The 19,923-nt window shown below is 69.3% G+C and carries 26 protein-coding genes; 4 read left to right on the top strand and 22 right to left on the bottom strand.

Features of this window, described 5'->3' with window-relative positions; all coding sequences use genetic code 11:
- Positions 1–9 precede the first annotated feature (9 nt).
- Together QE428_RS07470 and QE428_RS07465 are read right to left on the bottom strand one after the other, a co-directional pair.
- Complete coding sequence (locus tag QE428_RS07470; RefSeq protein ID WP_091351665.1) at positions 10–516, bottom strand: MarR family winged helix-turn-helix transcriptional regulator; 507 nt, start codon at positions 514–516, stop codon at positions 10–12.
- A 33-nt stretch (positions 517–549) separates the two neighbouring features.
- Positions 550–774, bottom strand: coding sequence for a hypothetical protein (locus QE428_RS07465; RefSeq protein WP_091351664.1), 225 nt, complete (start codon positions 772–774; stop codon positions 550–552).
- 110 nt (positions 775–884) lie between these two features.
- Here QE428_RS07465 and QE428_RS07460 point away from each other — a divergent pair, with 110 nt between their 5' ends.
- Together QE428_RS07460 and QE428_RS07455 are read left to right on the top strand one after the other, a co-directional pair.
- Positions 885–1,040 (top strand): hypothetical protein, encoded by a 156-nt coding sequence (locus QE428_RS07460; RefSeq protein ID WP_157681053.1) that lies wholly within the window; start codon positions 885–887, stop codon positions 1,038–1,040.
- Positions 1,041–1,075: 35 nt separating this feature from the next.
- Positions 1,076–1,429, top strand: a complete 354-nt coding sequence (locus QE428_RS07455; RefSeq protein ID WP_307467600.1) for a hypothetical protein — start codon at positions 1,076–1,078, stop codon at positions 1,427–1,429.
- Positions 1,430–1,617: 188 nt separating this feature from the next.
- Here the strand turns inward: QE428_RS07455 and QE428_RS07450 are convergent, their stop codons facing one another.
- Positions 1,618–1,941: an ATP-dependent DNA ligase gene (locus QE428_RS07450; RefSeq protein ID WP_065571547.1), complete on the bottom strand. Its 324-nt coding sequence runs from the start codon at positions 1,939–1,941 to the stop codon at positions 1,618–1,620.
- A 60-nt stretch (positions 1,942–2,001) separates the two neighbouring features.
- On the opposite strand from QE428_RS07450, the gene QE428_RS07445 reads away from it, so the two are divergent.
- Complete coding sequence (locus QE428_RS07445) at positions 2,002–2,331, top strand: hypothetical protein (protein WP_133398648.1); 330 nt, start codon at positions 2,002–2,004, stop codon at positions 2,329–2,331.
- Between the two features lie 60 nt (positions 2,332–2,391).
- Here QE428_RS07445 and QE428_RS07440 read toward each other — a convergent pair whose 3' ends face one another.
- From QE428_RS07440 to QE428_RS07425, 4 genes are all read right to left on the bottom strand, one after another.
- Entirely contained in the window at positions 2,392–2,940 is a 549-nt protein-coding gene (locus tag QE428_RS07440) for a Dps family protein (protein WP_065571549.1), read from the bottom strand.
- A 109-nt stretch (positions 2,941–3,049) separates the two neighbouring features.
- Entirely contained in the window at positions 3,050–3,289 is a 240-nt protein-coding gene (locus tag QE428_RS07435; RefSeq protein WP_133398650.1) for a hypothetical protein, read from the bottom strand.
- A 69-nt stretch (positions 3,290–3,358) separates the two neighbouring features.
- The gene (locus tag QE428_RS07430) at positions 3,359–3,676 is read right to left on the bottom strand and encodes a hypothetical protein (RefSeq protein WP_091351660.1); all 318 of its coding nucleotides are present in this window, start codon (positions 3,674–3,676) and stop codon (positions 3,359–3,361) included.
- A 103-nt stretch (positions 3,677–3,779) separates the two neighbouring features.
- Positions 3,780–4,070, bottom strand: a complete 291-nt coding sequence (locus QE428_RS07425; RefSeq protein ID WP_091351659.1) for a hypothetical protein — start codon at positions 4,068–4,070, stop codon at positions 3,780–3,782.
- A gap of 381 nt (positions 4,071–4,451) precedes the next feature.
- Between QE428_RS07425 and QE428_RS07420 the strand changes: the two genes are divergently transcribed.
- Entirely contained in the window at positions 4,452–4,643 is a 192-nt protein-coding gene (locus tag QE428_RS07420) for a hypothetical protein (protein WP_307467590.1), read from the top strand.
- Between the two features lie 51 nt (positions 4,644–4,694).
- Here the strand turns inward: QE428_RS07420 and QE428_RS07415 are convergent, their stop codons facing one another.
- The 15 genes from QE428_RS07415 to QE428_RS07345 form a co-directional block, all read right to left on the bottom strand.
- The gene (locus tag QE428_RS07415; RefSeq protein ID WP_091351657.1) at positions 4,695–5,504 is read right to left on the bottom strand and encodes a lytic transglycosylase domain-containing protein; all 810 of its coding nucleotides are present in this window, start codon (positions 5,502–5,504) and stop codon (positions 4,695–4,697) included.
- A 91-nt stretch (positions 5,505–5,595) separates the two neighbouring features.
- Entirely contained in the window at positions 5,596–5,925 is a 330-nt protein-coding gene (locus QE428_RS07410; protein WP_091351656.1) for an ATP-dependent DNA ligase, read from the bottom strand.
- Positions 5,926–6,112: 187 nt separating this feature from the next.
- Complete coding sequence (locus tag QE428_RS07405) at positions 6,113–6,688, bottom strand: hypothetical protein (RefSeq protein ID WP_307467585.1); 576 nt, start codon at positions 6,686–6,688, stop codon at positions 6,113–6,115.
- Positions 6,689–6,708: 20 nt separating this feature from the next.
- On the bottom strand, positions 6,709–7,854 hold the full coding sequence (locus QE428_RS07400; RefSeq protein WP_091351654.1) for a zinc-dependent alcohol dehydrogenase: 1,146 nt from the start codon (positions 7,852–7,854) through the stop codon (positions 6,709–6,711).
- A gap of 79 nt (positions 7,855–7,933) precedes the next feature.
- Positions 7,934–8,635, bottom strand: coding sequence for a response regulator (locus tag QE428_RS07395; RefSeq protein ID WP_091351653.1), 702 nt, complete (start codon positions 8,633–8,635; stop codon positions 7,934–7,936).
- Positions 8,632–11,115, bottom strand: coding sequence for a DUF4118 domain-containing protein (locus tag QE428_RS07390; RefSeq protein WP_307467579.1), 2,484 nt, complete (start codon positions 11,113–11,115; stop codon positions 8,632–8,634). Before QE428_RS07390 ends, QE428_RS07395 begins: the two co-directional genes overlap by 4 nt.
- 2 nt (positions 11,116–11,117) lie before the next feature.
- A complete protein-coding gene (kdpC, locus tag QE428_RS07385; protein WP_307467576.1) occupies positions 11,118–11,732 on the bottom strand; it encodes a K(+)-transporting ATPase subunit C in 615 nt (204 codons plus the stop codon).
- Between the two features lie 17 nt (positions 11,733–11,749).
- Positions 11,750–13,891: a potassium-transporting ATPase subunit KdpB gene (gene kdpB, locus QE428_RS07380; protein WP_307467573.1), complete on the bottom strand. Its 2,142-nt coding sequence runs from the start codon at positions 13,889–13,891 to the stop codon at positions 11,750–11,752.
- 2 nt (positions 13,892–13,893) lie between these two features.
- Complete coding sequence (kdpA, locus tag QE428_RS07375; protein WP_307467571.1) at positions 13,894–15,567, bottom strand: potassium-transporting ATPase subunit KdpA; 1,674 nt, start codon at positions 15,565–15,567, stop codon at positions 13,894–13,896.
- Positions 15,567–15,656 carry a K(+)-transporting ATPase subunit F gene (kdpF, locus tag QE428_RS07370; protein ID WP_091351648.1) on the bottom strand — a complete coding sequence of 30 codons (90 nt, stop codon included), beginning with the start codon at positions 15,654–15,656 and terminating at the stop codon, positions 15,567–15,569. The genes kdpA and kdpF overlap by 1 nt, the downstream gene beginning before the upstream one ends.
- Positions 15,653–15,799 (bottom strand): hypothetical protein, encoded by a 147-nt coding sequence (locus QE428_RS07365; protein WP_165971305.1) that lies wholly within the window; start codon positions 15,797–15,799, stop codon positions 15,653–15,655. The genes kdpF and QE428_RS07365 overlap by 4 nt, the downstream gene beginning before the upstream one ends.
- 83 nt (positions 15,800–15,882) lie before the next feature.
- On the bottom strand, positions 15,883–16,929 hold the full coding sequence (locus tag QE428_RS07360) for an acyltransferase family protein (RefSeq protein ID WP_307467566.1): 1,047 nt from the start codon (positions 16,927–16,929) through the stop codon (positions 15,883–15,885).
- Between the two features lie 117 nt (positions 16,930–17,046).
- Positions 17,047–18,024 carry a Gfo/Idh/MocA family protein gene (locus QE428_RS07355; protein WP_307467563.1) on the bottom strand — a complete coding sequence of 326 codons (978 nt, stop codon included), beginning with the start codon at positions 18,022–18,024 and terminating at the stop codon, positions 17,047–17,049.
- A gap of 1 nt (position 18,025) precedes the next feature.
- Positions 18,026–18,412: a DUF1304 domain-containing protein gene (locus tag QE428_RS07350; RefSeq protein ID WP_091351645.1), complete on the bottom strand. Its 387-nt coding sequence runs from the start codon at positions 18,410–18,412 to the stop codon at positions 18,026–18,028.
- Positions 18,413–18,498: 86 nt separating this feature from the next.
- Positions 18,499–19,887 (bottom strand): NtaA/DmoA family FMN-dependent monooxygenase, encoded by a 1,389-nt coding sequence (locus QE428_RS07345; protein WP_307467558.1) that lies wholly within the window; start codon positions 19,885–19,887, stop codon positions 18,499–18,501.
- Between the last annotated feature and the right edge of the window lie 36 nt (positions 19,888–19,923).

The raw sequence follows: 19,923 nt of genomic DNA, 5'->3' as shown, positions 1-19,923 counted from the left end.
CGCCCGGCCTCAGGCCCGGCGGGCGAGCTCCTCGAGAGCTGAGGCGATTCGCCGGATGGTCTCCGCGGTGGTCGCCGCGTCCTTCTCGTCGAGGCTGTCGATCACGGAAACGACTGCGGCGTGGTGAGCCCCGTACACCTCGTCCACGAGGTGGTTCGCGGATTCCGTCGGCAGCAGGTAGTGCGCGCGCCGGTCGGTGGGGTGCTGCTCGCGAAGGACGTAGCCCTTGCCGACGAGGCGCTCGATCACATTGGTCACCGTCGCGCTCGAGGTACCGAGCATCACGATGAGGTCTTTCGGGCTGATCTCGCGCTCTTCGCGGCGGGCCTGCACGAGATAGCGGAGCGCCGTCAGGTCGATGCCGCCGAGACCGGAGATGCGCTGCGAACGGTCGGCTTGCACCTGCTCGGCGTGACGGAGCTCCAAGATCGCACTGCTCAGCCGCCGGCCTGCCTCGGACTGGGGCTCAGCGGCGTAGAGGTGGGTGTGCTCGTGCCGGACGATGGACTGAGGCATGTCAACTCCTCGGCTCGTGAAGATTCATCGACATCATCCGACTGCCGCCCGAGCCTCGGCTGCATCCGGATACGTTCCCACGAGACGCCTGGCGTGATCTCGGGCGATCCAACCGGAGCGGCTCTTCTCGACGGTTCCTACGAACCGTCCATGGGTGTTGCCGACCCAGAAGCCCTTCTCCACTTCGTGCCACGTCGCGGTCTCCTCACTGACGTCCACGGAGCTGAACAAGTCGAGCACCTCCATCGGCTTCACCACCTTACATGTCTAAGTCTGTGACAGTTCGTGTCCTTGTCGAAATCAATGATAGACATGACTTGTGAAATCTACTAGATGTATTGTTTAGCTAGTAATTCAGGAACGGATCGATGACACCTACACCCGCACACCCCATCCCGGCGCCTTTCGCGGCGATCGGCGTCGCGCTCATCCCCGAGCCGCGCACGGGTCTGCGGGCGCGCATCCTCGATGCGCTCACGCGACAGCGCCCGCACCGCACAACGGCACGGGCCGTCGGCCACTGACCCCCACTCACCCGCACCCACACCAGGAGAACGTCATGGGAAGCCTCTACTACGGGAACGTCGAATCCCCCATCGTCATGCCCGACCGCATCCTCGCCCACCTCGCTGCCATCGCGACGACCAAGCTGCGCCGGAGCGAGAGCTTCGTCGTCTCCTGGAAGGGAACCGGCGAGGACGGCGAGGGCCGCACCACGCTGTGGTTCCAGCCCGCGATCCCGCTGCGCTTCGTCTACGAGCAGTCGGCAGCGATCGCTCTGAACCCGGCAACGCTGCGCGAGATGGCCGACCAGGCCACCTCCAACGGCGGACTCGTCCTCGACGCTGACCTCGACATCCCCGAGATCTCCGCCGCACGACCCGAGTCCCGCCGTTCGGTCGCAGCCGCATGAGCCACCCCGACCTCATCGACGAGGCGGACGCTTACGAGGACGCTCTCGCCGCGGACTTCACAGAACGATTCGGTACTCCGCCGTTGCTGGTCTGAACACCGCTTCGGCGCAAGACTCGTGCCGCCCCATCCACCGCCCCCCACGGTGTCGATGGGGCGGCATGTTTTTTTGCGAGCGGATGCCGCGCCTCAGGCGCCGGCGTCTGCCTCTCCCGCGTCCGCGGGCTCGGGGACCAAGTGGAGGCCCGCCGGCGAGTTCGCGGCGTACATGAGGGCCTCCGACCACGCGCGGTTGATGCGCGACTGACGGCTGCCGTAGTACTTGAAGACGAGCGACGCGTGCGGGTGCAGCCACACCGATGTGCGGCCCTCGCCGATGCTCTTGTCATCGCGCCAGGTGAAGTGGAACGACTCGCCACGGCGGAGCTTGTTGCCGATCACCTGCTGCAGATGCGCGAGCGTGCGGTCTTCGAAGTCCACCTTGATGGAATCCTCATAGATGAACTTGCCCACAGCGGCTCCTCGTCTCGTCATCTCGGTTTCGAGACGGCGCCCTCCCATTATGGTGTCCCCATGGGCTTGATCTACTACGGCGGCTCGGCGATGCCCATCCGCATCGACGACCGAGCGCTCGCTCATCTGAAGGTCGTGGTCGCGACCAAGCTTCGCCGTGCGGAGAGTTTCACGGTCTCCTGGTCGCACCCGGACGACTCACCGGCCGGGCGCACCACCATCTGGCTGCACCCCGCGATCCCGCTCCGGTTCGTCTTCGACGCGGCAGAACCCCCGACGCTCGACCGCGAGTGGATCGAGGAACTCGCGGCATCCGCCAGCTCCTCCGGGGGCATCCAGCTCACCGCACGCATGTTCGAGGACGACGCGAAGCGCACGACAGCGGAATGACGACGGCGGTGACGGCCTCAGCCGTCACCGCCGTTCAGCCGCTGGCACGCTGCCCCGGGGTCACCGAGGGGTGCGGTTCTCCGCGCTGATCATCCAAGCGAACTGCTCGAGGCTTTCGAGGATGCTGTGCAGGATGTCCGCGCTCGTGGGGTCCTCGTCGTCGACCTCATCGTGGACCTCGCGGCACGTGCCGATGACGGCCTCGAGACGTTCGGTGACCAGATCGATGACGTCGGCGGTCAGGACCTCGCCGTGGGGGAACTCGGGGAGGGTGGTCGTCTCGGCGACCGTGTCACTGCGGCCGTCGGGGACGGCGTGGAGCGCCCGCATCCGCTCGGCGACCGTGTCGCTGAACTCGCGCGCCGCGTCGATGATCTCGTCGAGCTGGAGGTGCGTGTCGCGGAAGTTCTTGCCGACGACGTTCCAGTGAGCCTGCTTGCCCTGGATCGCCAGTTCGAGGAGGTCGACGAGGACTGCCTGCAGGTTGTCGCTCAGCTTCTTCGAGGCGGTGAAGCCGCGCTCGGCGTTCTGCTCGTCGGTCAGCTGCGCACCCGACTTTGCGGGGCGGCGCTTGTTGCGGGTGGCGGGCTTCGTCTGCGTGGTCGTCATGGGACACACCCTTCTGTAGCGGAACGTGGTGGTTCCACGCTAGATCGGAGGCACGGGGGTCGTCAGCGGGTTGCGCGACCCCGGTACCGGTGATAATTCGGAGTCTGGATCAGGCCTGGACGCGGGCGACGGCGGCGGCCATTTCGTCGTCGGTGAGGTCGATGCCCGCATCCCGCAGTCGCTGGGCGAGCACGCTCGCGCCATCGAGCCCGTCCTGGCCGGCGAGGTCCGCGCGCGTCTGCACCACGATGCCGTCGAGCTTCTGCGTGGCATCGGCGGGATTCTGCGACATGGCGGGCTCGGACTGGATCGCTTCGCCGGGACGACCGGCATCCTGTGGATCACTCATGACGCCAGTGTGCGCGCAGGCATGCGCGGCGGTCATCCCCTTGACCGGTGCCGGAGGGGTGGATATATCTCAGTGGAGGCGAGGCCGGTCGGGGTGGATGGTCGGGCCGTTCCACAGCGGCGCGACGCCCTCGTGCTCGGTGTCCTCGAACGCGGCGACGTGTCCCTCGGCGGGCGTCTCGCGGGGTTCCGGCACGGGGATGACGGCGATGGGCACGCCGGGGGTGATGAACAGATACGCCGGGCTGGCGCTCCCTTCGCCGTCGTTGACGGCGAGCCAGTGCTGGCCATCGCGAGCACCCTCTTGGATCTCGCGGTGCACGTCCTCGAGGGTCCGGTCGCCGACGCTGTACCACTGGCCGCCGTAGGAGATGTCGATGCGGGTCATCGCGTCCTTTCGACTTCCGTCGGATTTCCGGCATCCAGCTTCCGGCCTCTCCGGCCGCGTGTCACCTTCTTGACAGGTCGCGGGGCTCGGGCTTAGGGCTGCCTCACAGAGCCGCGAGGGGCGGCCGATGAGCGATCGGCTTCGGCTTCCGGCGCCGCGAGGCACACGCGGCGAGGTGTTGGACTGCGCCGACCAGCAGCTCGTCCATCCCGCGGAACCACGCGGTTCCCGCACCGCCGTGGACCCATGTGACGTCATAGCCGCCGCGATCCGACTCTTCGACGTAGGCGAGAACGCTCGCGGCGTCCGATCGGGCGACACGCGTGTCGCAGAGTCGCCACGTCGTGGGAGACAGCGGCTCCAACGACAGGTGTGGGACGGGGTCCGCACTCATGATGCACCTCCGAGGTGACGCGAGCAGCGATCGACGATGACCGCTGCAGGGCGAGGCTTGTATGACCCTCACCATCGCTCCGCCGAGCTCGGGATCTGAGGGGCTTGACACCGCGCGGGAGCAGAGTTACCCGCGGCGAATCAAGTAGCAGACGGCGACTCTCGCAGTCAATGCCCCCATGGCGATTCCTTCGCGCACGTACGGTGATAACCGCAAGGTAAATAGGCGAACGGTCGAGACGTGAGGTGTTCGGGTCACCGATCCTCTCCCACGCTTATGACAGGCCCCGGCGATCGGGCTTATCGCCGGGGCCTCACCTTTGCAAGGGGCTCGGACCGGTCCGGTCGGCGACGTAGGTTCGCGGGAACGAGAGGAGCACTCATGACCGATGACCAGGCCGTTCCCGACTCGGAGGCCCCCGTCCCCGGTGGCGACCTGCCCGATGAAGACCCCATCGAGGCGGTGTCGCAGGCTGCGGCAGACGATGAGGCCGTCCCGATCGAGCGGGTGGAGCCAGGCGTCGACCCCGACTCCGCGGACTCGAGCAGATCACTGAACCGCACGGACGACTGACCCCGACCGCGACTCCGAAGGCCGCACCTCACAGGTGCGGCCTTCGTCGTGTCAGCTGACGGCGACGCTCTGCGCGTACTGGTTGGCGCGGGTCGCGACGTCGTCGATATAGCGGGTCAGCGGGTTGTACGTGAACACGGCATCCCGCCAAGCGGTCTCGGTCGCCAGCGGCCCCCGGCGGCAGAGGTAGCGAGCCGCCGCGAGCGCCGCGTCGTCGATCTGGTTCGGATCCCGGGTGCCGTCGGCGTTACCGTCCGCGCCCCATCGCCGCCAGGTCTCGGGAATGAACTGCAGCGGACCGACGGCACGATCCCACCGGTCGTCGCCGTCGAGGTCACCACCGTCGGTGTCTTCGATGGCCGCGACCCCCTCACCGGTCAAGCGGGGTCCGAGGATGCGGGGCGACACGAGACCGTCGTCGCCCAGCCGCGCGCCGCCGTAGGAGCCGTGCCGGGACTCCACCCACCCGATCCCGGCGAGGGTGTTCCAGGCGATCGCGCACGAGGGTTGCTCGTGCGCGACGGTGAGATCGGCTGCCGCGTAGGCGATGACGGCGCGACGCGGGATGCCGGTGGCATCCGAAACCCGCGACGCCCAAGCGCCGTCGACGAGGTCGACCGCAGGCGCGCGCGACGGGTCTGCTCCCGCGACGGCGACCGCCGGCGGCGGCGGGCTATCGGCCCACCTCGAAGACACCGGCGGTAGCGGGGTCCCCCGCGGCTCGGACGACGTGGTGGCTGGGGGCAGACAGGCAGCGAGGAGGATGACGACCGTGGCCGGTGCGACGCCGATCCCGACGGCGAGCGCCGCCGTCCGTCGCCTTGCGGCGCGCGTCGCGGAACGCGTGCGGCGTGCCGCCATGTGCGCCTCCCCGATTCGATGCCGGATCAACGCTAACCCGCCTCCGTCGGCGCGCATCGCACATGACCGCAGGCACCCTCGAGGTGACGCCTCAGATGGTCTCCACGGAACCCGTGGACACGTCGTCCGCGGGTTCGGACATGATGAACAGCCCGCCCGTCGAGTTCGCGGCGTGCGCCAGCTTCTCGAGCCACGTTCGGTTCATGGTCGGCGCGCCCGAGCCGTAGTACTTGAAGTGCAGGTCCGCGGACGGGTGGATCCAGACGGATCGCCGTCCGTCGCCGACGCTCACGTCATCACGCCACGTGAAGAAGAAGGATTCACCCCGGCGGAGCTTGTTGCCGATGACGACCTGCAAATGCGCGAGCGCCCTGTCCTCGACCTCGGTCTTCACCTGACTGCTGTAGTTGAATCGGCCCATGAGGCGGCCCTCCGGTCGAGGAGCCCTCCACCGACTGCGAACACATCGCGTGGGCGGTGCTGCGGATCCGCGGGGCGGCGCTCCTCCGTTGAAGAGCCACGTTCCTCGCTTGCACCGCCGGGCACAACCTCGGACCCGTACGCACGGCGGTCCCGATGTCGCCCCGGGCGTGTCGGGTGCGGCGCCGTCAGCGGCGGGATGCCGGGACGAGCGCCGCGCGTGCGATCCGGAACACGACGACGGCGGCCACGACCCACGGACCCAGGACGAGGAGGGGATCCAGCCAGGCGTGCTTCATGTCGACGCGGCCGCGACCGAACCGCGACGCGAGCGGGCGCCGCCCGCGTTCGCCGAACACCCCGGACTGGGTGACCGGGTCGTCAGGATGCCGCGAGAACAGGGACCTCACGTGCGCGCCGGCCGACTCGACGCGATCGCCGAAGATCAGCAGCATCCAGTGCGGGGTCTGCCCCTCGCTGTAACGCGCGTAGGCGATGCGCCGGATGACGCCCGAGAGACCGTGGAGCGGCTGCGCGGTGCCGAAGACCGGCGTGAGGCGCTGGTGCTCGATCGAGCGCTCGCGCCCGGCGCCCTCCGGCTGCTGCTCGGGGATGTCCCAGTGCGCGCCCGTCTCGATCCCCGGCTGCTCGCGCGGGAAGGCGGGGCGGTCCGCCGGATCGAGGTCCGCACCCCACCCGGGGATGCGGCGACGGAGCTCGTCAGGATCGGGGGTCTGGCCGGGCTTGTCTGCGGTGTACGGCATGGTTCCTCCTCGGGTGCCGGTCAGGCGCCGAATGTGACGACGGGCTTGACGATGCCGTCGAGTTTCGACGAGAACACGTGGTACCCCTCGGCGATGTCGTCGAGGTCGAAGCGATGGGTGATGAGGTCGCGCGGGGCGATGTGTCCCGCACGGATGTGGTCGAGCAGCCGCGGCCACTGCCGCTTCACCGGCGCCTGGTTGGCGCGGATCGTGAGTCCCTTGTTCATCGCGTCGCCGAACTTGATCGCGCTGAACAGCGGACCGTAGGCGCCCATGACCGAGACGGTGCCGCCCTTCCGGACCGCGTCGATGGCCCAGTTGAGCGCCACGGGGGAACCGCCCTGAAGCTTGAGCTTCGCGGCGGTGACGTGCTGAAGGACGTGCCCGTCAGCCTCAGCGCCGACGGCCTCGATGACCGCGTCGGCGCCGAGCCCGTCGGTCATCTTCTTCAGCGTCAGCACGATGTCGTCGACCTCGCCGAAGTGCACCGTCTCGGCGAACGCGAATTCGCGCGCCTTCTGAAGGCGGTAGTCGAGGTGGTCGACGACGATGACGCGCCCGGCACCCATCAGCCAGCTCGAGCGAGCGGCAGAGAGACCGACGGGGCCTGCACCCAGCACGACGACGGTGTCCCCCTCGACGATGTCGGCGAGCTGCGACCCGAAATAGCCCGTCGAGAACGCGTCGGTGAGCAGCAGTGCGTCCTCCGAGGCGATGTCGCCCGGGATCACCTGCGGGCCCACGTCGGCGAACGGCACGCGCACGAGCTCGGCCTGGCCGCCGTCGAACCCGCCGGTCGAGTGGGAGTACCCGTAGATCCCGCCGATCGCGGTCGCGTTGGCATTGACGTTGTGGCAGTTCGAGTACAGCCCTCGGGCGCAGAAGAAGCAGGAGCCGCAGTAGATGTTGAAGGGGACCATGACGCGGTCACCGGGCTTGAGGTTCCGCACAGACGGCCCGACCTCCTCGACCCAGCCGATGAACTCGTGCCCGAAGGTGTGCCCGACACGCGTGTCGGGCATCATGCCGTGGTACAGGTGCAGGTCGGAACCGCAGATCGACGCCAGCTCGACGCGCACGATGGCATCGTTCGGATGCGCGATCACGGGGTCGGGCTTGCGGTCGACGCGGATCTTGTACGGTCCGCGATAGGTCATCGCCTTCATCGATCCTCCTCAGGTTCCGGGCGAGCCTGCTCGGAGGAGTCCGGAGGAGGGAGGGGGTTGCGCGTGCGGAGAGGACGTGTCAGTCCCGGATGGGAGCCCCCAGCTCGAAGCGATAACCCATGCCCGCCTCGGTGAGGATGTGCCGTGGGTGCGTCGGATCCTCCTCGAGCTTGCGGCGCAGCTGCGACACGTACAGCCGGAGGTATCCGGTGTCGCTCACGTGCTCGCTCCCCCAGATGGACGTGAGGATCGTCTGCCGGGTGACGAGCTTGCCGGGGTTGCGCAGCAGGATCTCGAGCAGCTGCCATTCCGTCGGGGTCAATCGGACGCGCTCGGTGTGATCGCCCGTCGTCTTCGTGACGCTGCGGGCGGCGAGGTCGACCGAGATGGCACCGAACTCGGTGACGGGGTCGGGCTCCTGCTGCGGGGCCCGACGCGTGAGCGCGCGGATGCGCGCCAGGAGCTCATCGATCGAGAAGGGCTTCGTGACGTAGTCGTCGGCGCCGGCGTCGAGCGCGTCAACCTTGTCGGCTGCTCCGGTACGCCCCGACACGACGAGGATCGGCGCTTCGGACCAGCCGCGGATCGCGTGGATCACCTCGATGCCGTCGAGCTGCGGCATTCCGAGATCGAGGAGGAAGATGTCGGGGTGGTGATCCACCGCGGCGGAGATCGCCTGCGCGCCGTCGGCTGCCGTGAACACCTCGTAGCCACGCGCGGCGAGGGTGATGCGCAGTGCCCGGACGATCTGCGGGTCATCGTCTGCGATGAGGATCCTCACGCGTGCTCCTCCTCTTCGGCGACCGGCAACGAGACCACCATCGTCAGTCCCCCACCCGGGGTGTCCTCGGGGGTGAGCGTACCGCCCATCCCTTCGACGAATCCCTTCGAGAGAGCGAGCCCGAGCCCGAGCCCGGTGCTGTTGTCGGTGTCGCCGAGGCGCTGGAAGGGAACGAAGACGTCATCGCGCCGCTCGGCGGGAATGCCCGGACCGTGGTCGATGATCCGGATCTCGACGACCCGACCGAAGCTGCTCGTGGCAACGCGGACCTTGCGCCCCTCCGGCGAGTGCCGCAGGGCGTTCGCGAGGAGGTTCACCACGACACGCTGCAAGAGGACGGGGTCGGCGAGGACGGCGGCATCCGGTTCGAGATGGATGTCGACGGACGCGGGTCCCGCATCCAACTCCTCGAGCGCGGGGAGGATCGCGTCGGCCGGATCGATCGCGAACAGCGAGACGGCGAGCGCGCCCGCCTGCAGTCGGCTGACGTCGAGGAGGTCCGTGACGAGCGACGCGAGCATGCCGAGGGATTCGTCGGCGGTCTGCAGGAGCTCGTCGCGGTCTCGATCGCTGTAGGTCCCGCTGCGGAGGCCGCCGACGGCGGCGGTCGCGGCGGCGAGGGGGCGGCGCAGGTCGTGGCTGAGAGCGGACAGCAGCGCACTTCGCACCCGGTCGGACGCCTCGAGGGGCGCGAGCCCGCTCGCGACCTCGGCGAGGTCCTGCCGTTGCAGCGCGGCGTCGAGCTGAGAGACGATCGCGGCCAGGATGCGGCGCTCGGACGCCGGCAGGTCGTGCCCGTGCAGCTCGAGCACCGCTCGGTCACCGACCGGCATCGCGGTGTGCCGCCCGTCGCGCAACGGCTCTCCGCTCGAGGCGAGCGTCGTCTCGCCCGAGACCAGACGGACACCGGCCAGCCGGAACGCCTCTCGGGTCCACTCGACGAGCGCCTCGATCGCGCCCCCGCCGCGGAGGACGCTGCCGGCGACGGTCTGCAGGAGTTCCGCCTCGGCCGCCGCGCGTCGCGCGACCCGCGTCGTCCGGGCGGCGCGATCGACGACGACGCTCACGAGGATGCCGGTGATCACGTAGAGCGCGAGGGCGAGCACTTCGCGCGGGGATTTGACCTGCACCGTGTAGAGGGGCTCGACGAAGAAGAAGTTGAGGGTCACACCGCTCAGGACCGCAGCCCACAGCGCCGGCCACAGCCCGCCGATGAGGGCGACGACGACGACGAGCAGCTGATAGCTGAGGACGTCGCTCGTGATCGACTCGGTCGACCGGAAGGCGACGAGGAGCCACGTCAGCAGCGGGCCACCGAGGAAGGCGAGCGCGAAGCCCGCGATCCGTCGGCGCATCGACAGGGCGCCACCGAGCCGCGGCAGCGCGAACCGGCCGCCCGCGGCGGAGTGGGTGACGATGTGGACGTCGATGTCGCCGGATTCGCGGATGACGGTCGCGCCGATGCCCGGGCCGGTGACGAGGGCCGCGAGACGGCTGCGGCGGCTGACTCCGAGGACGAGCTGCGTCGCGTTGACCGACCGCGCGAACTCGACGAGGGCGGTGGGCACGTCGTCCCCGACGACCTGATGGAAGGTGCCGCCCAGCTTCTCGACGAGAGCGCGCTGCTCGGCGAGGGCGCCCGGGTCGGCGCTGCGCAGACCGTCGTTGCTCGTGACGTGCACGGCGAGCAGCTGGCCCCCCGCCGATCTCGCCGCGATGCGGGCGCCGCGGCGCAGCAGCGTCTCACCTTCGGGGCCACCCGTGAGGGTGACGACCACCCGCTCGCGCGCCTCCCACCGGCTGTCGATGCCGTGCTCGGCGCGGTAGGACGTGAGCGCCTGATCCACCTCGTCGGCGAGCCACAGGAGCGCGAGTTCGCGCAAGGCCGTGAGGTTGCCGAGGCGGAAGTAGTTCGAGAGGGCGGCATCCACCCGCTCCGCCGGGTAGACGAGCCCTCCCGCCAGCCGATCGCGGAGGGCCTGCGGGGCGAGGTCCACGACCTCCACCTGATCGGCGGTGCGGAGGACCTCGTCGGGGACCGTCTCGCGCTGCGGGGCGCCGGTGATCTGCTCGACGACGTCGTTGAGGGATTCGATGTGCTGGATGTTGACGGTCGAGATGACCGAGATACCGGCATCCAGCAGCTGCCGCACGTCCTCCCAGCGCTTCTCGTTCGTCGAACCCGGGGCATTGGTGTGGGCGAGTTCGTCGACGAGGGCGACGCCCGGGTGCCGCGCGATCACCGCGGCGAGGTCCATCTCGGTCAGCGTGACGCCGCGATGGGTGACCTCGCGACGGGGGACCTGCTCGACCCCGTCGGTCATGCGCGCCGTGGCCGCGCGACCATGGGTCTCGACGACCGCGATGACGACGTCGGTCCCCTCCCCCGCCAGGCGCCTGCCCTCTTCGAGCATCGCGTAGGTCTTGCCGACACCGGGGGCCGCGCCGAGCAGCACGCGCAAGCGCCCCCGTCCACCCACTGTCAGCCTCCTAGCCGGTCGAGGGCGAGATTGAGCTCCACGACGTTCACGGTCGGGTCGCCGAGGTACCCGAGATCGGGTCCCCGAGTGTGCTCCGCGACGAGTCCGCGGACCTCCGACGCCGGGAGCTTCCGGGCCGCGGCGACGCGCTCGACCTGGATCGAAGCGTACGCGGGGCTGATGTCGGGGTCGAGTCCGGATGCCGAGGCGGTCACCGCGTCGGCGGGAACGTCGGACTCCGCGACGCCCTCGCGCGCGGCGACGGCCTCCCTGCGCTCCCGGATGGCGGCGACGAGGTCTGCGTTCTCGGGGCCCAGGTTCGAGCCCGATGACGCTCCGGCGTCGTAGCCGTCACCGGCCGCTGAGGGCCGGGACTGGAAGTACTGCGGGAGCGCGGCACCGTCGGCATCCGTGAAGGACTGACCGATCAGCGACGAGCCGACGACCTCGCCCGAGGCGCTTCGCAGGAGGGAGCCGTTCGCCTGTGCGGGCAGGGCGACCTGTCCGACGAGGGTGATGAGCGCCGTGTAGCCGAGGCCGAGGATCACGGTCAGGACGGCCATGGCGCGGACGGCGACGAGGACGGTGCGCCCAGTGGCGCGGGAGGAACTGTTCATGACGGGGAGTCCTTGAGTCAGAAGCCGGGGATGAGGCGGACGAGGAGGTCGATCAGCCAGATGCCGAGGAAGGGGGCGACGACGCCGCCGAGACCGTAGACGGCGAGGTTGCGGCCGAGGATCGACGAAGCACCGCCCGCCCGGTAGCGCACGCCACGGAGGGCGAGCGGGATGAGGACGACGATGATGAGCGCGTTGAAGACGATCGCGGAGAGCACAGCGGATGCCGGTGAGTGCAGGCCCATGATGTTGAGCGCCCCGAGCTGTGGGAAGACACCCATGAACATCGCCGGGATGATGGCGAAGTACTTGGCGATGTCGTTCGCGATCGAGAACGTCGTGAGCGCGCCGCGCGTGATGAGCAGCTGCTTGCCGATGCGGACGATGTCGATGAGCTTGGTCGGGTCGGAGTCGAGGTCGACCATGTTGCCGGCCTCCTTCGCGGCTGATGTGCCCGAGTTCATCGCGACGCCTACGTCCGCCTGTGCGAGCGCGGGCGCGTCGTTCGTGCCGTCGCCGGTCATAGCGACGAGGTTGCCGCCCTCCTGCTCGGTGCGGATGTAGGCGAGCTTGTCCTCGGGGGTCGCCTCGGCGAGGAAGTCGTCGACACCGGCCTCCTTCGCGATCGCCGCGGCGGTCAACGGGTTGTCGCCCGTGATCATGACCGTCCGGATGCCCATGGAACGCAGCTCGGCGAAGCGCTCGCTGAGCCCGTCCTTGACGACGTCCTTCAGGTGCACGACGCCGAGCACGCGCCCGGCACCGACGGCATCCTTCGTCGCCACCACCAGCGGGGTGCCGCCCGACTGCGAGATCTGTTCGGTGCGTGCGGTCAGATCTGCCCGGATGCCGTCGGGCAAAGGCGTGACGCCCTGCTCGAGCCAGCCGATGATCGCGGAGCCGGCGCCCTTGCGGATCGATGAGCCGTCCGGCAGGTCGAGACCGCTCATGCGGGTCTGCGCGGTGAACGGGACGATGACGCCCTGGGTGTCGCCGGTCACGTCGATGCCGCGGCGGGTGGCCAGGTCGACGATCGAGCTGCCCTCGGGAGTCGGGTCGGCGAGCGACGACAGCGCCGCCGCACGGGTGAGCTCGACCTGCGCCATCCCCTCGAGCGGGACGAACTCGGACGCCTGGCGGTTGCCGTAGGTGATCGTGCCCGTCTTGTCGAGGAGCAGCGTGGTCACATCACCGGCGGCCTCGACCGCTCGGCCCGACATGGCGAGGACGTTCCGCTGCACGAGCCGGTCCATGCCGGCGATGCCGATCGCCGACAGGAGGGCGCCGATCGTCGTCGGGATGAGGCACACGAGGAGCGCGACCAGCACGGGGATGCTGACCGGTGCCGCGGCGTAGGACGCGACCGGGTTCAAGATGAGCGCCACGACCACGAAGATGATCGACAGGCTCGCCAGCAGGATGTTCAGCGCGATCTCGTTCGGTGTCTTCTGCCGTGCGGCGCCCTCGACGAGGGCGATCATCCGGTCGACGAAGGTCTCGCCGGGCTTCGACGTGATGCGCACGACGATGCGGTCCGAGAGCACCCGGGTGCCGCCCGTGACGGCGCTGCGGTCGCCGCCGGATTCGCGGATGACGGGGGCCGACTCTCCCGTGATCGCGGACTCGTCCACCGAGGCGATGCCGTGGACGACGTCACCGTCACCCGGGATGAGGTCGCCGGCCGCGACGACGACCACGTCGCCGAGGGTGAGGTCCGCCGACGAGACGTCGTCGATCGCAACGCGGTCGGCCGCGGCATCCGTCCGCTCGTCGTACCCGGTCACCCGGTGGGCCACCGTGCTCGTGCGGGTCTTGCGCAGCGTCTCGGCCTGCGCCTTGCCGCGACCCTCTGCGACGGACTCGGCGACGCCTGCGAAGAGGACCGTGAGCCACAGCCAGGCGGCGATGACCCCGGTGAACGAGACGGGGACGGGCGTGCCGCCCGAGTCGGACGGTCCGCCCGTGAAGGGCTCGACGATCGCGAGGACGGTCGTGAGGGCGGCGCCGAGCCAGACGATGAACATGACGGGGTTCCGCCACTGCGCGCGGGGGTCGAGCTTCCGGAACGCCCCCGGCAGGGCCGCGGCGATCGCGGCGCCGTCGATGCCGCGACGGGGCGCGGACGCCGTGGCGGGTTCGGGAGTGGTGAGTGTGGACATGGTCAGATCAGTCCTTCTGCCAGGGGGCCCAGCGCGAGTACGGGGAAGTAGGTGAGAGCGGTGACGATGACGATCACGCCGACGAGCAGCCCCACGAAGAGGGGGCGATGGGTCGGGAGCGTGCCCGCCGTCGCGGGTACCCGGTCCTGCGCGGCGAACGAGCCGGCGAGAGCCAGCACGAGCACGATCGGCACGAAGCGGCCGAGCAGCATCGCGACCCCGAGGGCCGTGTTGAGCCACGGTGTGTTCGCCGTGAGCCCCGCGAAGGCGGACCCGTTGTTGTTCGCCGCCGAGGTGAAGGCGTACAGAACCTCGCTGAAGCCGTGGATGCCGGGGTTCCAGATCGAGGTCGTCGTGACGTCCTCACGCACGCCGGGGATGGCGAAGCTGAGGGCCGTGCCGCCCAGGACGAGGATCGGCGTCACGAGGATGTAGATGCTCGCGAGGGTGATCTCGCGGGGGCCGATCTTCTTGCCCAGGTACTCCGGGGTGCGCCCGACGAGGAGCCCCGCGATGAAGACGGCGATGACCGCCATCACGAGGATGCCGTAGAGCCCCGACCCGACACCGCCGGGAGCGAGCTCGCCGAGCATCATGTTGAGCATCGGCATCATGCCGCCGAATGCCGTGTACGAGTCGTGCATCGAGTTGACGGCGCCGGTCGAGGTGAGCGTGCTCGTGGATCCGAAGAGGGTCGAGCCGACGATGCCGAACCGGATGTCCTTGCCTTCCATCGCCGCGCCCGCGAGCTCGGGAGCCGTGCCGCGGCCGGCGAGTTCGACCGCAGTGAGGATCACCGACGAGGCGACGAAGAGGACGCCCATCGCGCCGAGGATCGCGTAGCCCTGACGCCTGTCGCCGAGCATCGTGCCGAAGGTCCGCGGCAGCGAGAACGGGATGATCAGCATGAGGACGATCTCGAACAGGTTCGTCCAGCCCGTCGGGTTCTCGAACGGGTGCGCCGAGTTCGCGTTGAAGAAGCCGCCGCCGTTGGTGCCGAGGAGCTTGATCGCCTCCTGCGATGCGACAGGGCCGCCGGGGATGCTCTGGGTCGCACCGGCGACGGTCGTCGCGTCGCTGAAGCCGGCGACGTTCTGGATGACGCCGCCCGCGAGCAGGACGACCGCCGCGATCACCGAGAGAGGCAGGAGCAGACGGAAGGTGCCACGGGTCAGATCGACCCAGAAGTTGCCGATCGTGCCGGTGCGGCGGAAGACGAGACCGCGGACGAGGGCGACGGCGACGGCGAGACCGACGGCGGCCGACACGAAGTTCTGCACCGAGAGCGCCGCGAACTGCACCGTGTAGCCGAGGGTCAGCTCGGGCGAGTAGGACTGCCAGTTCGTGTTCGTCACGAACGAGACGGCCGTGTTGAACGACAGGGCTTCGCTCGGGGCGGGGAGCCCGAGCGACCAGGGCAGCCACTGCTGGATGCGCTGCAGGCCGTAGACGAGGAGGACACCGATCGCGGAGAACGCGAGGACGCTGCGGGCGTATGCCTGCCAGGTCTGGCCGGATGCCGGGTCGACGCCGATCACGCGGTAGAGGCCGCGCTCAGCCCGGGCATCTTTCGGCGCACCGTAGACCCAGGCCATGTAGTCGCCCAGCGGACGGTAGGCCACAGCCAGGATCAGGGCGAGAGTGGCGAGGGTGAGGACCGCGGCGAGCCACGCCATCAGAACTTCTCCGGCTTCACGAGAGCGACGAAGAGGTAGACGAGGACGGCGACGCCGAGGACGGCGGCGACGATGTCGAAGACGCTCACAGCCGATCCACCGCCTTGGCGAACAGACCGATGATCACGAACAGGGCGAGGACGCCCAGGACGTAGACGATGTCGAGCACGAGGGAGGCTCCGATTTCGAGGGACGCGGGCCCTGATCGGACCGGCACGCCGGTGGGGCGCATCCCTGATGGAACACCCCGGCGAAGACCCTTCCCGCTGTGCTCACGGAATCCATACGCCCGCGTGAGCACTCCTCACGGGATCCTCACACCGGCGGCGCCGGGCGCAGCGCGCGAATCAGCCACGCCGGCCGCGCGTACAGCCCCGGAACGGCCCGGGTCAGGCGGTGCACGAGAAGGCATCCGGCGATCGTGAGGGCCGTCATCACCGGAGCGAGCACGTCGGTGAAGACACCGGCGCCGCGAGGGAACACCGTGTTGACGACGGCGTAGACGAGCAGCAGGACGTACCAGTGCAGCAGGTAGACGGGCAGGGTGTTGCGCCCGAGCGCGGACACCCACGCGAAGCCTCGGAGCGCGGAGATCTGACGCGCGACCAGGCACCCGGCCGCGACCGCCAGCAGCCCCAGGACGAGCCGCACACCGACGATGTCGAGCAGGGAGAACTTCGCCACGACAGCCGCCCCGGCGCCGAAGCCGACGACGGCCGCGACCGCCCACCAGATCCCGGTGGAGGCCACGGCCGGCCGGACCCAGGCCGAGATCTGCACAGCCAGCACGAAGAAGACGAGGTGGTACAGCGTCTTGTCGATCTCCAGCGTCCCCGTGGTCAGCAGGCCCGAGGCGAAGACGAGACTGACGACCGTCGCGACGCCCAGCCCGATCGCCGGCGGAACGCGGACGGCGAACCACGCCAGGACGAAATGCACGATCAGCGCCCAGATGAACCATGTGGCAGGGGTGGGCAGGACGGGGATCAGGAGCAGGGCGAGCGCCGGCGGCCGGTCGGTCGCGCCGGTGAGCGGCAGATACAGGACGGCGATGACCGCGACGATCGACCAGATGACGTAGATCCAGGTCAGGTGCGAGATGCGCTCACGCAACAGCACCGCGAGCGGTCGGCGGAGGACCTTGCCTGCGAACAGACCCGCCGTGAAGAAGAACAGCGGCAAGCGGAAGGCGTCGAGCAGGCCGACGAACGGTCCCCAATGACCGGTAGCGCCGCTGCCGGCATGGTTGAAGACGGTGTGCAGGAACACCACCATGATGATGGCGATCGCCTTGGCGGCATCCACCCATTCGACTCGTGCGACGCGCGTCGCGTCCGCCTCGTCGGCCGGCGCGTGCGCCACCGTGCGTCCCCAAGATCTGTGCATTGTCCGGCTCCCCAGCCCGAAGTCAGCCGAGGAGATCGACTGCGACAGTTGTCCGCCAGCGTAGCGAGGATCGTGCCGTCGCGCTCGCGAAGCTCAGCCGAGGCGGATGCCGGCCGAATCGAGCGCGCGGACGGCGACGTCGAGCACGGCGGCACTGTGATCCAGGCGACGGTCCCGCTCGGCGATGTCGTGGTCGGCGATCATCCGGACGAACGACCGGAACTCCGCCACCATCCGGTGCGGATCCTCGTCGAGCGCGATGCGCTCGTGCGTTCCGTCCCGCAGCTGCAGCTCGACGGCCGGCACCTCGTTGGGCGGCCCGTCGAAGACCATGGTGCCGTCGGTGCCCTGGATCTTGGTCCGCGAGGGTCCGGGTGAATCCTTGGCGGCCACGCACACGGCGGTCAGATCGCCGTAGCCGAGGACCGTCACGCCCGAGGTGTCGACGCCGCGTTCCATCCGCGGCGTGTACGCCACCGTCGCGGGGGTGCCGAGGAGTCCGACCACGAGGTGCAGCGTGTAGATGCCGAGGTCCATCAGTGCACCGCCTCCCGCCGCCGGATCGAAGGCCGGTGCGATCGTCCCGGTGCGGAACGCGTCGTAGCGCGAGGAGTACTGCGAGTACTCGCACTGCACGAGCCGCAGCTCACCGAGGCGGGACAGGTTCTCGCGCATCCACTCGACGTTCGCGAGGTACTGGTTGCTGATCGCTTCGACGAGGATGAGGTCGCGCTCCGCGGCGAGAGCGCGGAGTTCCGCGAGCTCCTCGAGCCGGAGCACGAACGGCTTCTCGCAGATGACGTTCTTGCCTGCGAGCAGGGCACGACGGGCGACGTCCGCGTGCAGGGCGTTCGGCAGTGCGACCCACACCGTGTCGACACGGGCGTCGGCGAGGCATTCGTCGAGATCGGTGAAGACGAGGGGGATGCCGTGGGTCGACGCCACGTCGTCGAGGTTGGCACGGCTGGACTCGCGACCGACGATCGCCGCCACGGTCAGCCCGGGGACGCCGGAGGCGTGCGGGAGGAACTCGGCGACGATCTTTCCCGCGCCGACGACAGCGAGGTTCACGTCAGACGGCCAGCCCGATGGCGAGCAGCACCACTCCGACCAGGGGCGCACTCAGCTGGATGAGCGCCGCGCGCGCCTTCGAGCGATCCGACAGGAGCAGCACGAGGCCCGCCGCGACCATCGAGCCCGCCCCGACGAACACGAGGGTCGCGCCGACTGCCGTCGACCCGGTGGCGACGAACACGATGCCGAGGAAGACCGCGATCGCGAGGAACAGGTTGTAGAAGCCCTGATTGAAGGCGAACGGCTTCGTGACGTCGACCGTCGCGTCCGTCGTCCCGAAGGTGCGCCGCGCCGCGGGCCCGGTCCAGGCGATCGACTCGAGGAAGAAGATGTAGACGTGGATGGCGGCGCCGAGCGCCGCGAACACCAACCCGGCGATGATCATGGCGCCATCCTCTCAGACCACGCGCGAAGCGCGAGGGCGGACGTGCCGGAGCGCGATCGAACGACGCGGGGCCCGCTCCCGGCCCTTCAGCCGAACAGGGGTGCCACCGGGGTGTCGAGGTTCGCTCCACCTCGGTAGCGCGTGGCGATGTGGTTCTCGGGCAGCAGCGGTCCGCGCTCGAACAGACGCTCCCGCAGCGTCGGACCGCCTTCCAGCAACCGTCCGCGTCGCCGCAGCTCGGGCACGACGAGTTCCGCGAAGTCTCGAGCGGTGTCGAAGGAGTGGTACTGCCGGAGGTTGATGCCGTCGATGCCGTCCTCGTCGAGCCACCGCTCGATCTCGTCGGCGACGACCGTCGGTGTGCCCGCGACGAAGAAGCGGCCCTCGCGTCCCGTGGCGATCCCGTCCAGAAGCTGTCCAATCGTCGTGTCGGGTCCGGCGGTCGGCACGGAGCCTGCGGCGACGCCCACCTGCGCCAGGGCGTCGGTGACGAGTGTCTCGCGGGAGAACGCGGTCGGGTCGAACGGGAACCCGGCGTGGGCGAGGATGCCGTCGACGCTCGTGTTCTCGCGGTACGTCCGCCACTTGTCGGCCGCTTCGTTCTCGGTGCGACCGACGACGACGCCCGCCTGCACGATGAAGCGGAGGTCGTCTGCGCCGCGCCCCTGGCGGGCGGCCGCCGCCCGCATCTGCTCGACGTTGCGGATGAAGTCCGCCGTCGAGCGCCCTCCCGTGAAGACGAGCTCCGCGTGGCGTCCGGCGAACTCGATGCCGGCGGGCGATCCGGTCGCCTGGTAGAGGACGGGCGTGCGCTGCGGCGAGGGCTGGCTCAGGTGGGGACCCGCGACGCGGAAGTTCTCCCCCACGTGATCGACGTAGCGGACCTTGGACGGGTCCGTGTAGGTCCGGGTCGCGGCATCCGCGATGACCGCATCGTCGTCCCACGAGCCCTCCCACAGCTTGTAGACGACGTCGAGGAACTCGTCCGCGATCGCGTAGCGGCGATCATGCGGGATCTCATCGGCCAGCCCGAAGTTCCGGGCCGCGTTCGGCAGGTACGAGGTGACGATGTTCCACCCCACCCGTCCCCGGGTGAGGTGATCGAGAGTCGACATGCGGCGGGCGAACGAGAACGGCGGCTCGTAGCTGGTCGAGAACGTGACGCCGAAGCCCAGGCGCTCAGTCACGGCCGCCATGGCGGGGATGACGAGCAGCGGATCGTTCGAGGGGATCTGCAGCCCCTCGCGGATAGCGGTCTCGGGGCCGCCCCGGAACACGTCGTACGCACCGACGACGTCAGCGAGGAAGACCCCGTCGAATCCGCCGTGCTCGAGGATCTGCGCGAGCTCGATCCAGTACGAGATGTCGTTGATCCGGTGCCGGTTGTTCCCCGGCAACGACCACAGCCCGTGGGTGATGTGACTGACCGTGTTCATCTCGAAGAGATTGAGGATGAGCTTCTTGCGCTCCGCCATGCGGGTCCTTTCTGGAGACGTCGGGGTCTCTGCGGC

The organism is Microbacterium sp. SORGH_AS_0505, assembly GCF_030818715.1.
GTDB lineage: Bacteria > Actinomycetota > Actinomycetes > Actinomycetales > Microbacteriaceae > Microbacterium.
Note: the sequence above shows the minus strand (reverse complement) of the source record. Positions and strands in the feature narration are given on the sequence as shown.

Excerpts from the sequence above, each read along its gene's own strand:
- QE428_RS07470 (WP_091351665.1), bottom strand. The coding sequence starts at position 516 with ATGCCTCAGTCCATCGTCCGGCACGAGCACACCCACCTCTACGCCGCT.
- QE428_RS07445 (WP_133398648.1), top strand. The coding sequence starts at position 2,002 with ATGGGCTTGATCTACTACGGCGGCTCGGCGATGCCCATCCGCATCGAC.
- QE428_RS07415 (WP_091351657.1), bottom strand. The coding sequence starts at position 5,504 with ATGGCGGCACGCCGCACGCGTTCCGCGACGCGCGCCGCAAGGCGACGG.
- QE428_RS07420 (WP_307467590.1), top strand. The coding sequence starts at position 4,452 with ATGACCGATGACCAGGCCGTTCCCGACTCGGAGGCCCCCGTCCCCGGT.
- QE428_RS07455 (WP_307467600.1), top strand. The coding sequence starts at position 1,076 with ATGGGAAGCCTCTACTACGGGAACGTCGAATCCCCCATCGTCATGCCC.
- QE428_RS07405 (WP_307467585.1), bottom strand. The coding sequence starts at position 6,688 with ATGCCGTACACCGCAGACAAGCCCGGCCAGACCCCCGATCCTGACGAG.
- QE428_RS07365 (WP_165971305.1), bottom strand. The coding sequence starts at position 15,799 with ATGCGCCCCACCGGCGTGCCGGTCCGATCAGGGCCCGCGTCCCTCGAA.
- QE428_RS07440 (WP_065571549.1), bottom strand. The coding sequence starts at position 2,940 with ATGACGACCACGCAGACGAAGCCCGCCACCCGCAACAAGCGCCGCCCC.
- kdpC (WP_307467576.1), bottom strand. The coding sequence starts at position 11,732 with ATGAACAGTTCCTCCCGCGCCACTGGGCGCACCGTCCTCGTCGCCGTC.
- kdpA (WP_307467571.1), bottom strand. The coding sequence starts at position 15,567 with ATGGCGTGGCTCGCCGCGGTCCTCACCCTCGCCACTCTCGCCCTGATC.
- QE428_RS07345 (WP_307467558.1), bottom strand. The coding sequence starts at position 19,887 with ATGGCGGAGCGCAAGAAGCTCATCCTCAATCTCTTCGAGATGAACACG.
- QE428_RS07410 (WP_091351656.1), bottom strand. The coding sequence starts at position 5,925 with ATGGGCCGATTCAACTACAGCAGTCAGGTGAAGACCGAGGTCGAGGAC.
- kdpB (WP_307467573.1), bottom strand. The coding sequence starts at position 13,891 with ATGTCCACACTCACCACTCCCGAACCCGCCACGGCGTCCGCGCCCCGT.
- QE428_RS07435 (WP_133398650.1), bottom strand. The coding sequence starts at position 3,289 with ATGAGTGATCCACAGGATGCCGGTCGTCCCGGCGAAGCGATCCAGTCC.
- QE428_RS07400 (WP_091351654.1), bottom strand. The coding sequence starts at position 7,854 with ATGAAGGCGATGACCTATCGCGGACCGTACAAGATCCGCGTCGACCGC.
- QE428_RS07350 (WP_091351645.1), bottom strand. The coding sequence starts at position 18,412 with ATGATCATCGCCGGGTTGGTGTTCGCGGCGCTCGGCGCCGCCATCCAC.
- QE428_RS07430 (WP_091351660.1), bottom strand. The coding sequence starts at position 3,676 with ATGACCCGCATCGACATCTCCTACGGCGGCCAGTGGTACAGCGTCGGC.
- QE428_RS07460 (WP_157681053.1), top strand. The coding sequence starts at position 885 with ATGACACCTACACCCGCACACCCCATCCCGGCGCCTTTCGCGGCGATC.
- QE428_RS07425 (WP_091351659.1), bottom strand. The coding sequence starts at position 4,070 with ATGAGTGCGGACCCCGTCCCACACCTGTCGTTGGAGCCGCTGTCTCCC.